Origin of the sequence: Anabaena sp. AL93, from assembly GCF_001672085.1 — a bacterium.
In the GTDB taxonomy this organism is placed as follows: domain Bacteria; phylum Cyanobacteriota; class Cyanobacteriia; order Cyanobacteriales; family Nostocaceae; genus Dolichospermum; species Dolichospermum heterosporum.
On sequence record NZ_LJOU01000030.1, the window covers coordinates 42,003 to 52,715 of the forward strand.

At 39.0% G+C, this 10,713-nt stretch carries 12 protein-coding genes; 2 read left to right on the forward strand and 10 right to left on the reverse strand.

All coding sequences use genetic code 11. From position 1 onward, the window contains the following. Positions 1 to 6: 6 nt before the first annotated feature. The 3 genes from AN486_RS10030 to AN486_RS10040 form a co-directional block, all read right to left on the reverse strand. A complete protein-coding gene (locus AN486_RS10030) occupies positions 7 to 1,296 on the reverse strand; it encodes a coproporphyrinogen-III oxidase family protein (protein WP_290600425.1) in 1,290 nt (429 codons plus the stop codon). 104 nt (positions 1,297 to 1,400) lie between these two features. After that, positions 1,401 to 1,670, reverse strand: coding sequence for an acyl carrier protein (locus AN486_RS10035; protein WP_290600426.1), 270 nt, complete (start codon positions 1,668 to 1,670; stop codon positions 1,401 to 1,403). A gap of 1 nt (position 1,671) precedes the next feature. After that, positions 1,672 to 3,102, reverse strand: a complete 1,431-nt coding sequence (locus AN486_RS10040; RefSeq protein WP_290600427.1) for a class I adenylate-forming enzyme family protein — start codon at positions 3,100 to 3,102, stop codon at positions 1,672 to 1,674. Between the two features lie 164 nt (positions 3,103 to 3,266). On the opposite strand from AN486_RS10040, the gene cysC reads away from it, so the two are divergent. Next, a complete protein-coding gene (cysC, locus tag AN486_RS10045; RefSeq protein WP_290600428.1) occupies positions 3,267 to 3,806 on the forward strand; it encodes an adenylyl-sulfate kinase in 540 nt (179 codons plus the stop codon). Between the two features lie 178 nt (positions 3,807 to 3,984). On the opposite strand, the gene AN486_RS10050 is transcribed toward cysC, so the two are convergent. Then, the gene (locus AN486_RS10050) at positions 3,985 to 4,239 is read right to left on the reverse strand and encodes a hypothetical protein (RefSeq protein ID WP_174763395.1); all 255 of its coding nucleotides are present in this window, start codon (positions 4,237 to 4,239) and stop codon (positions 3,985 to 3,987) included. Between the two features lie 231 nt (positions 4,240 to 4,470). Here AN486_RS10050 and AN486_RS10055 point away from each other — a divergent pair, with 231 nt between their 5' ends. After that, positions 4,471 to 5,844 carry an MFS transporter gene (locus tag AN486_RS10055; protein WP_290600430.1) on the forward strand — a complete coding sequence of 458 codons (1,374 nt, stop codon included), beginning with the start codon at positions 4,471 to 4,473 and terminating at the stop codon, positions 5,842 to 5,844. A gap of 59 nt (positions 5,845 to 5,903) precedes the next feature. Here AN486_RS10055 and accD read toward each other — a convergent pair whose 3' ends face one another. The 6 genes from accD to AN486_RS10085 all read right to left on the reverse strand — a co-directional run. Then, positions 5,904 to 6,857, reverse strand: a complete 954-nt coding sequence (accD, locus tag AN486_RS10060; protein ID WP_053538381.1) for an acetyl-CoA carboxylase, carboxyltransferase subunit beta — start codon at positions 6,855 to 6,857, stop codon at positions 5,904 to 5,906. Between the two features lie 249 nt (positions 6,858 to 7,106). Then, positions 7,107 to 7,928 (reverse strand): A24 family peptidase, encoded by an 822-nt coding sequence (locus AN486_RS10065; RefSeq protein WP_039200932.1) that lies wholly within the window; start codon positions 7,926 to 7,928, stop codon positions 7,107 to 7,109. Positions 7,929 to 7,954: 26 nt separating this feature from the next. Continuing rightward, positions 7,955 to 8,215, reverse strand: coding sequence for a hypothetical protein (locus AN486_RS10070; protein WP_027402002.1), 261 nt, complete (start codon positions 8,213 to 8,215; stop codon positions 7,955 to 7,957). 85 nt (positions 8,216 to 8,300) lie between these two features. Further along, entirely contained in the window at positions 8,301 to 9,395 is a 1,095-nt protein-coding gene (gene leuB / locus AN486_RS10075; RefSeq protein WP_053538379.1) for a 3-isopropylmalate dehydrogenase, read from the reverse strand. Positions 9,396 to 9,865: 470 nt separating this feature from the next. Further along, positions 9,866 to 10,090: a DUF167 domain-containing protein gene (locus AN486_RS10080; protein ID WP_053538378.1), complete on the reverse strand. Its 225-nt coding sequence runs from the start codon at positions 10,088 to 10,090 to the stop codon at positions 9,866 to 9,868. A 201-nt stretch (positions 10,091 to 10,291) separates the two neighbouring features. Continuing rightward, positions 10,292 to 10,713 (reverse strand): transposase (locus AN486_RS10085; RefSeq protein WP_290600434.1); only part of this gene is annotated, 422 nt, incomplete at its 5' end.

Here is a 10,713-nt window from a genome sequence, read left to right on the forward strand (position 1 = left end):
GGGATTTTAGCTGATATTTTTCAAAGATGCTGCTAAGGTTTCCCCTACATAGTCTCCATACAGAATACCTTTGGAGGTTAACTCAATTTCTGTGTTCGATACTTTGATAAAACCCCCGCTTTCCAGTTGGTTTAAAGTTGCACCGCAGAGAAATTGTAATTTAAATCCGTGTCTTTGCTGAAATCTCACTAAATCAAAGCGTAATAGCTTCATACCTAGTAAAACTTCCCGCACTATCCGATCTAAGCTAGTGAACTGATAACCACGCGCTAAAGGCACTTCTCCTGTTGTCATCAGGCTGGTATATTTTTCCATGTCGCTGGTATTTTGCAGCAAAGAATCGCCTAAGTATCCGAATGCAGACACTCCAAAGCCATAGAAGTCCATGCCCTGCCAACTATTAAAAATGTACTCGCTACGAGCGCTCTCTTTGTTGGTATAAGTAAAATGACTCCAAGGTTGATAGTCTGCCCGTTCTAGGCGTTCCATTGCCAACTCCATAAAGTGCATTTCTAGCTCTTCTGATGGCAATTCTATGATGTCTTCCCGGACACCTTGCTGAAATACCTCTGTATTAGCAAAGGCTTCCATTTTGTAAACTGTAATACTTTCTACCCCTGTTTTCAGAGCGCATTCTAGGCTTTCTTTCCAGGTCTCTGTGGTTTCTCCAGCTAATCCACTCAATAAATCAATATTAATTGACCATTGCCCATTACCGGCTTTTTGAGCCACATCTATCGCCCGATAAGCCTGTTTTTCGTCGTGTCCCCGGCCACTTAATTTAATGATTTCATTATTAAAAGACTGGATTCCTAAACTCAGACGATTTACCCCTATTTCTCTGAGAACATTCATTTTTGATGGGGAAACGCTCAGAGGTTCTGCTTCCAATGAGAACTGGATTCTTTCATCAAACAGATGGAAATTTTCTCGCAAAGCTGAGACAATTTGCACCAGGTGATTTTCTTCTAATACTGTGGGCGTTCCTCCACCAAAATAAACGGCTTTAATGGGTCTTTTACTTAAATTAAATTTCTCTGCAACCATTTTAATTTCTTGGCAGAGCGCATCTACATATCCAGGGATTTCCGGTCTTTCTTTGAGATCAACGGTTTTGTAATAACAGAAAGCACATCGTTGGGTACAAAAAGGAATATGAATATAAAGACAAAGAGGATCTTCTTGGAGTTTTTCATTCACTACGCCTCTTTTCCACTGCCGAAACGGGGGATAATTAGGATTTAGTGGCAGACGCTTAGGGGTTTGGATTTCCGAACGTTCAACTGTTAAAGTCATGATTTTTAATAACCTAGTGTGTATTGAGAAATGCTGATTAACATTGGGTGTAGAAAACCACGACTACAAAGGTATTTCTGCGAACTCCCTATCATGTTTAGTGGTTAACTTTTTACATTTTCTGGCATTTTCTGAGCAATACAATCAGCTAAAACATTGAGGTTACTAAAGGATTCTAGATTTAACTCAGAGTCAAAAAACTCAATATTAAAACGCTTTTCGGTTAAGGCAATTAATTCCACAATGGCGATGGAATCTAATCCTAATCCGTCTTCAAATAGGGAAACTGTTTCATCAATTTCTTCTTCTTTAAGGTTGACATCCAATTCTTGGGCGATAACAGTTTTCAGTTGATTAACGATGGTTGTAGGCATTTCAAGACCTCTGTGGTAAAACACTAATTAATTTTTGTCTATCAATCTTACCATTGGGTAACATTGGTAAGGCTTTGATAATAAGTATTTGATCGGGAATAGCCCGCTTCAATAAGATATTAAAACATGATGCTTTAATATCATTTTCATCAAGATTGGCACTCTTTGACAAGATACAGAAAGCAACTAAACCTTTCCCCCTTTGACTTTCCCCGTAGGATTCTACCACAACGGTTTCAATTCCCGTAATCTTTTCCATATTCTTTTCAATATCAGAAAATAATACTAAAAATCCATCACGGTTAACGCTGCGATCGCATCTTCCCCAAACTTCTAGATGACCTTCTGCACGGAGTTTTCCCAGGTCTTTCATGGCTATATAACCATCTGGCTCTGTTTGTTCGGGTATAATTGGCTGACCTGCTGTATCAACATAACCATCAAAACCATAAGGATGATGACAGTAAATCTCTCCAACCCCTTGTTCTTGAGCGTCTACAGACTGGGGTTTTATTCGTATTTTTACCCCAGACATAGGTAAACCCACAGTTTGACAACGCACATCTTTTTCGTCTTTGGGACTACCAGCAGCGATCGCTCCCATTTCTGTACTACCGTATAATTTAACTAAACAGCCAAAATTCTGTTCATACTTCGTAAAGGTATCCTCTTTAATCCCATCTCCCGCAATTACCGTCAGTTTATAATCTCTAGCTGATTTTCGTCCTTTAATTAAGGTTTTGCAAAAGCTAGGAGTCATAAAAGCGACATTAGGATTAAAGTCTTTTTCTCTTTGCAAATATCTGAGTAGGTTTGCACCTTTTTGCAGATCAATAGCAGCACCAACGGCTACACTGGGAAGAAAAGCAGCCCCCAAACCATACATATGATAAAGAGGGACAGGAATAGCAACTCGATCATTAGGGCTTAATGTCAGTCTTTCCACACAATTAAGAGCATTTTTTAGCACTTGCTCATGGGAGTGAACAACCATTTTGGGATTTCCCGTACTCCCAGATGTCCGCATATACAGCTTTTTCCCCCCATCATCAATCGGTTGATATTCCTCGTTTTCGGTGATTTTTAACCAACTATCAAATTTTGTGAGGTCATCTATTTTTCCTAGATTTTCCCTAGTTGGGATCATTTGATAGTGACAAAATGAAGGAATAACAGCAGGTTGATCTGCTTGAGGTAGCAAGAGAAAACTATAGCCTTTTTCCAGCAAATACAACAAAGTTAAGGCACTAGGCAGGGAATTTTCACATTCTAGAGCTAAACAGTCTGTAATACTAATCTTGTTTTTTTCCAAGAATATTGATAAATCCTCGAAAATGTCTATAACATCCTGCCAAGAACAGGTTAATTGTCCATCAGTTAGGGTGCTTTCTGGCTGTAAACTCACAGCAGGGATATTTTGAGTGAAAAACATGATTAATCAATTTCGGTGCTTAAATTTCAGGAGTTTAACACCTGAGATAACAAAATTTTCGGGCGATCGCTGCTAAAAAAATTTAAAAAATACAATTCTTTAGATATTTTGACAAAATCACGTCCGTAGTATAACCTAAGCAAGCAAACATACCAGGTACTCTTATGGAAAAAAAACGGGGTTTTATACTGTGGCTGACAGGACTCAGCGGTGCAGGTAAAAGTACACTTTCTCACGGACTAGAGAGTGTACTCAAGGAACGCGGAATTTCAGTAGAAGTTCTAGATGGAGATATAGTCAGAACAAATCTTTCCCAAGGTCTGAGCTTTAGCAAAGAAGACCGCGATACTAATGTTTATCGTGTTGGCTTTGTTGCAAATCTACTGAGCCGAAATCAAGTAGGAGTAATTGTTTCTTTAATTAGTCCCTATCGAGATGTGAGAAATAAACTGCGTGAAACAACAACAAATTTTATAGAAGTATACGTGAATGCCTCTTTAGAGGTTTGTGAAGCAAGAGATGTGAAGGGTCTGTATTTAAAAGCTAGAAGTGGAGAGATCAAAGGCTTTACTGGCATTGATGATCCTTATGAAGAACCAATGAATCCTGATATTGTTTGTTATACGTCAGTCGAAACCATCGAGGAAAGTATAGCTAAGGTAATTGGTTTTCTCACAGAACAAAATTACCTTACAGATGCGTAAGCTGTCACGGATTTAAATTGTTGCTTGAGACAAGGGAACAGGCTTCGCTGTGAGCGTTAGTGGTCAGTGAGCCTCTCAAACTGCCGAACGGGAACAGATAAGAGTTTGATGGTTTAATTTTCTCACTTCACTAAATCAAATTTAGCTGCGTATTAGCTTAATTCATAATTGCAGTAGTTCAGAGTGGAGTTGAGTATAGTTGGTTGAGGCGATCGCGGTGATCGCTCACTTGGGATAAACTCTCACCTAATTCTTCTAATCGGCGCAGCAGTAGATAATTTACAGTTTCGGTTTGACAATCAATTAATAATTGTTGTAATTGGGTGCGTTTTCCTAAATCTTCATAAATTTTATCTACTTCCCAACCCCAATCATCTGGGCTGGGAACAGTATCTAGGAGTGGATCAGTATAAATATAAACAATAATTTTCATGGGGAGAAATAAGGGAGAATTGGATCTTTTCCTCAATTATTAATTGCAAAAACTCGACTAATCTCCTAATTATGCAATACTGATGACATTTTCTGAGGTGTTTTATAAACTGTGAGTCTGCAAACTGATATTGAAACAACAAACTTTTTGTTGAAAAATACAAAAGCAAAAGATAGCAATTTATCAGTAATTATATCCACTCTCTAATTTGTCATCAATTGACATGATAATATGAATTCTCTTCCAGTTGACATAGTTGAACCACTGGATATTCAGACTTCCAATCTTGACTCTTCACTAATTAAACAGTTTCCTAAGCAATTTACTAAAAACGATATTCGTACCAGTTTACAAGCTTCTACGGCAGATGCTATTTTTGCATCTATTTTTTCTTTGAGTACGGGGGGAATTTTAGTCAGTAATTTGTTAGTCGAGTTGGATGCTACTCCAGTGATATTTGGAATGCTATCCTCAATTCCCATGCTGGTAAATTTTGTTCAACCTGTGGGTGCTTACATTTCCGAACAGACTACCAGTAGATTCAAGTATTCTCTATTAACCTTTGGAACTTCTCGTTTGTTATGGCTAATTCTGGTAATTGGTATTTTTGCTAATAATTCCAGTGTCCTAAATTCCCAACAATTGGTAGTATTAACACTGTCAATTGTTCTCTTTAGTCATCTTTTAGGAGGATTAGGAAGTGCATCTTGGCTAAGTTGGTTAGCAATTATTATTCCCCGCAGGTTACGAGGGAGATATTTTGGGATTCGGAATAGTGCTTGTCATCTGACGAATTTAATATGTATTCCTTTAGCGGGATTAGTAATATCACATTGGTATGGTGGAACTATCCAAGGTTATGGATTAGTTCTATCTTTAGGGACTATTTGCGGGATTATTAGTTTGTTTTGCCAGTATTTCCAAGTAGATGTCAATCCGCAATTACAAAATCAGTATAGTTTAAATGGTTGTGAAAATCCTCCTGAAGATATTTGCCAAGAAAAAACTAATTGGACTAGTATTATTGGGGAGAACTCTAAATTCTTACTATTTCTACTTTATTTCAGTATTTGGATGTTGGCTGTGCATTTGAGCGCACCTTTTTTCAACTTCTATTTATTAGATACTTTAGATTTAGATGTGACTTTAGTAACTATTTATAGCAGTCTTCAGACTGGGGCAAATCTGTTAGTGTTGATTTTATGGGGGAAATTAGCTGATAGAATTGGTAATCGTCCCATTCTCATCTGTGTTGGCTTTTTAGTCGCAATTACACCATTATTATGGTTAGGAATTGGTAATCATCAACTTGACTTTTGGCTATGGTTGCCGCTTTTACATATTTTCACTGGCATCACTTGGGCAGGTGTTGATTTATGTAGCACTAATATGTATCTGGGAATTGCTCCTGTGAGGAATAAATCTATCTATTTTGCCATTGTTGCGGCTGTAGGGGGGGTAAGTGGAGCTTTAGGTACAACAATCGGCGGTTTTATTGCCCAAAGTCCTAATTTTGGCGGTTTATTAGGTTTATTTGCCCTTTCTAGCCTGTGCCGACTATTAGGGCTACTTCCCCTGATTTTCGTCCAAGAACCGGGAAAATGAAGAATGAAGAATGAAGAATGAAGAATGAAGAATGAAGAATGAAGAATGAAATTTCTCCCCTACTCAACAGTAGCGGAACTCAATTTCATTGTTTCCCACAAAACCATGTTTGGTGTTGTTGTGGGGAGTGGTTGATGGAGGGCAATTAGTTGTGCCAAGGTAGTTTTTAATTGTGTGCGGGGGACGATATCATCAACAAATCCATGTTTTAGTAAGTCCTCGGCGGTTTGGAAATCTTCTGGTAGTTTTTCTCTGAGGGTTTGTTCAATTACCCGTCTGCCGGCAAAACCAATTGTTGCTTTGGGTTCGGCGATGATGAGATCACCCAACATGGCGAAACTGGCGGTAACACCTCCGGTAGTGGGGTTGGTTAAAATGGGAATATATAATAGTTTAGAGTCTCGGTGACGTTGGAGGGCGGCGGATATTTTTGCCATTTGCATTAAAGACAGCATTCCTTCCTGCATTCTCGCACCGCCTGATGTGCAAATGATGACTACAGGATAACGGCGTTGGGTGGCTTGTTCAATCATGCGGGTGAGTTTTTCACCGACGACAGAACCCATGCTTCCACCCATGAACCGGAAGTCCATGACTCCTAATGCTATGGGTAAGGTGTTAATTTGACCTAGTCCAGTTTTGACAGCATCTACAAGTCCTAGTTTTTCTTGTGTTTCTCGTAAGCGATCGCTATAGGGTTTGCGATCGCGGAATTGTAAGGGATCAGTAGGATGTAAATGCTCATCTAATGGTTTCCAAGTATTAGCATCAATTAATTGGCGAATCCGTTCATCACTATCAACTCGATTATGATGACCACAATCAACGCAAACCATTTGATTAGCTCTTAAATCTTTTGCATAGCTCAGAACACCACACTTAGGGCATTTATGCCATAAACCATCGGCAATTTCCCGTTCTTGGCGTTCTGAATTGGTGCTTCCCGATTTACGCCGATTTGCGAACCAATCAAATAGAGACTTTAAACCGCGTGATTCTTCGTTGTTTGCCATTTTTATTTTATGTAATTAGGTATTAGGTCAAAATCAGAACTATGATTTGGCTGATTAAATGTCTTAACTATGATTTGTGTGACTGTTTTGATTTGGATGATTAGTTAATCGTAAAAATCATAAAAATCATAGTTTAGACATATTACCAACATCTCAAATCTCAATGGGGTAATAGCAGCTACAGTCAGTATGGATACAGGCTTGGGTTGATAAAACCATAAGCATGAAAAAAAGATTTAAAAAATGATCTTAATATCCAGGCAAAAATAATCTCAGATAGTTGGACAAAATAGTTTCACCACAAAAAACAGTGATTACCGCACCTAACGCGAGGAAGGGTCCAAAAGGCATTTTTTGTCCCATTTGGTGACGGGAGAGGATAATTGCGCCCCCACCGATGAATACTCCCAAAATGCAGGAAATAAACCCCGCTATGAGTAAATAACGCCATCCTAACCATGCTCCCATCATAGCAGCTAATTTAGCGTCACCTGCACCCATGACCGTTTTGCCAAAAGCCATAGAACCTAAAAGGGCGATCGCATCAAACAACCATAAACCCAGAACGGCACCGGCTATTCCGGTTATTAAGCGTTTTGATAAGCCCACCGCAGTCGGTTCTGATAGCCAACCAACAGATATTTGAAAGACTATTCCTAAAATTAAACCCGATTTAGTCAACGGGTTGGGTAGGGTCATTGTATCTAAATCTATAAGAGATAGAGCCAATAACCAACTACAAAAAGCCCAATATCCCAGGGTAAAAATTGAAAATTGAAAAACCCAAAATACTATTAAAAATATTATCCCTGTTAACGCCTCTATTAATGGATAACGGCGAGAAATCTGAGTTTGGCAATAACGACACCGCCCTTTTAACCACAACCAACCAAAAACTGGGATATTATCATAGGCTTTTAACCTATTTAAGCACTTGGGACAGCGAGAAGGTGGCCACAGCACTGATAACCCAGTCGGTAGCCGATAAACTACAACATTAATAAAACTACCGAGAGATGTCCCCAAGACAAAAACAATGATACTTGCTGGAATATAAATCAAAATGTCCATATTGTTATTTGTCAGTTGCTAGTTGACTAATACATATAGGACTCAATTTGATTTAAGGGGACAAAGCATTCCTGTGGTAACAGCACTGGGTAATGAGTAAAAATCACCTTACCCCGATGAGTTACCCGACTAATTGCTACCCCTGTAGCTTTTCCTACTATTTCTGGATGGACTTCACAGTAGGTATAGTAAATATGACTAGCGGCTCTAATTACAGTAGGATCAATCAAAGACGGGTGCTTTTTTGGTGAGGTAAAGTTTGCTTGTTCTTGTTGTAAAGCGTACACTATTTGCTTTTATGTAAGTTATAGATTTGCTCTTAGTTTATCTGAAAATTTTCACAATAGATGCTGAAATTTCCAGATTTATCCTTTAACGTGATTTTAATTCGAGAATTTCCATGAGTGCTTCACCCATAGCTTGACAACCGACTAGTTTCATTCCTGGGGACATAATATCTCCTGTGCGATAACCTTGTTGTAAAACTTGTAACACACTATTTTCAATTAAGTCTGCTGCTTCTGGTTGGTTGAAAGCATAACGCAACATCATGGCGGCACTTAAAACCTGTGCTAGAGGGTTGGCTTTATCAAGTCCGGCAATATCTGGGGCTGAACCGTGAACTGGTTCATAGACACCAGGACCATCAGCACCCAAACTGGCAGAAGGTAACATTCCTATACTACCAGTTAACATCGCCGCCGCATCGGAGAGAATGTCACCAAATAGGTTGCCTGTGACAATTGTATCAAATTGTTTGGGGGCGCGAACTAATTGCATGGCAGCGTTATCCACATATAAATGAGATAATTCCACATCAGTATACTCTAAGGAAAGTTGAGTGATGCGATCGCGCCACAATTGAGATACTTCTAACACATTGGCTTTATCCACAGAACAGAGTTTCCCACCCCGTTTCCGCGCTGTTTCAAAGGCTACGCGCCCAATCCGTTCAATTTCCGATTCTGTGTAAACCATCGTATTTACACCGCGTTTTTCTCCGGTTTCGGTAGCAAAAATGCCTTTTGGTTTACCAAAATAAATTCCGCCGGTGAGTTCCCGCACCACCATAATATCTACACCTTCCACAACTTCCCGTTTCAAGGTAGAAGCGTCAATTAATTGGGGAAGAATTTTTGCAGGACGTAAATTAGCAAATAGTTCTAACCCAGCCCGCAACCCTAACAAACCTGCTTCTGGGCGTAAATTCGAGGGCAGAGAATCCCATTTATAACCACCAATAGCAGCCAGCAGGACGGAATCACTATTGCGGCACATATCTAAGGTGACAGCAGGTAGAGGTTCGCCGGTTGCGTCAATAGCAGCGCCACCAATTAAGGCTGTAGAAAATTCAAAGCTAAGATCAAATCGGTTCCCTACGACTTTTAGCACGTCCACCGCTACGGACATAATTTCAGGACCAATGCCATCGCCAGGAAGTAAGGTAATGCGGTAGTTTTGAGTCATAGTCAGGTTTTGCTGGGTAAATGTTTGTAGATAAAATATCATACCTAGCAATTGTGCCAAATGGCGTGTTTAATTTTTTGGGCAATTTTGTTGGTGATTGGTGATTATAAAAACTATTATCTAAGTAGGGTTTGCTGAAAAAGTTGTCTGTGAGGGCAGGGAACTCTTAACTGGGAACTTTCTAACAGTTTCAACTATCTGGATATCCTCAATTTTCCAAATCCGACAAAGAAAAATGCACCTATTTTGAGACACCATCAGCGAAAACCTTGCACTTTTTTGTGATAAAAATCCACGAAACCCTTATTAATAAATGGTTTTAGCTTTATTTAGCAAGCCCTAAGTAGGTTAGCATTGAAAATTGTCGGTATGGGAAGGCAAGAGTGAAGAAGCTTTGGGCGATTTTACTTTTCTTTACACACTTTGGTTTTATTGTATTCACCTACTTAGTCCCCCTGGGCTATTTCATTCTAAATCCCATCAATTTCAATTAACTTTTGTCGAGATGTTGTCCCAGATTTAATTGTGATCGAGGATTTAGAAACATCAAAATTTTTAGCTAATAGTTTAATTAACTCTTCATTAGCTTTACCATCTACAGGTGGTGATTTTAAATGTACAGTTAAACTACCATCTGCTGATTCTTCAATCTTTTGCTGTTTGGAGTTTGGTTTAACTTTGACTCTTTTTTGCATGATTTATTCTCCAGAGTTTTTCTAACCACAACTAACCCAAAATAGGATCTAAAAGATAATGAAGAAAATCCCACTGCACCATAATTATTTAACCATTCATGTCCTATTCCTGGATAATATTTAAAGAAAGAAACTATCACAACAACGATGAGTTTGACACTCCCCGGTCTAAAGACGCGGGGATTCTTAATCGAATAATTGTCAAGACAACTGCTCGAATAATATCCGCTTTTCAGGTATTACCTTAGATGTACGGTTCTTGCCCTGATCCTGTTTGCCATTACTGGCAGAATCATCTCTGACAAGCGTAACTTTCCCGCAGTTCGCAGGTAGGTTTTTAATGTCTTTGCTGACAAATTTTAAATTAGCTCTTCGTAAAATTGTCCGGGAGGCTTGAGTATCAGCATGGTCAATATGACCGCAGTTTTCACAAATGAACTTTTCGCCATCTCTGTTAGCTTTACTAATATGATGACAAGCCGAACATTCTTGAGAAGTAAATTTAGGATTAACGGATAATACTGGCTTACCAGACTTCAATGCCAGCCAAGCAATCTTAGAAAATAATTCGCCCCAACTGGCATCAGAAATGGAGCGATTTAACCCACGTTTTGCAGATTGAC

Bases quoted from the DNA above. Each gene is read 5' to 3' on its own strand.
- AN486_RS10030 (WP_290600425.1), bottom strand. From the start codon at position 1,296: ATGACTTTAACAGTTGAACGTTCGGAAATCCAAACCCCTAAGCGTCTG.
- AN486_RS10035 (WP_290600426.1), bottom strand. From the start codon at position 1,670: ATGCCTACAACCATCGTTAATCAACTGAAAACTGTTATCGCCCAAGAA.
- AN486_RS10040 (WP_290600427.1), bottom strand. From the start codon at position 3,102: ATGTTTTTCACTCAAAATATCCCTGCTGTGAGTTTACAGCCAGAAAGC.
- cysC (WP_290600428.1), top strand. From the start codon at position 3,267: ATGGAAAAAAAACGGGGTTTTATACTGTGGCTGACAGGACTCAGCGGT.
- AN486_RS10050 (WP_174763395.1), bottom strand. From the start codon at position 4,239: ATGAAAATTATTGTTTATATTTATACTGATCCACTCCTAGATACTGTT.
- AN486_RS10055 (WP_290600430.1), top strand. From the start codon at position 4,471: ATGAATTCTCTTCCAGTTGACATAGTTGAACCACTGGATATTCAGACT.
- accD (WP_053538381.1), bottom strand. From the start codon at position 6,857: ATGGCAAACAACGAAGAATCACGCGGTTTAAAGTCTCTATTTGATTGG.
- AN486_RS10065 (WP_039200932.1), bottom strand. From the start codon at position 7,928: ATGGACATTTTGATTTATATTCCAGCAAGTATCATTGTTTTTGTCTTG.
- leuB (WP_053538379.1), bottom strand. From the start codon at position 9,395: ATGACTCAAAACTACCGCATTACCTTACTTCCTGGCGATGGCATTGGT.
- AN486_RS10080 (WP_053538378.1), bottom strand. From the start codon at position 10,090: ATGCAAAAAAGAGTCAAAGTTAAACCAAACTCCAAACAGCAAAAGATT.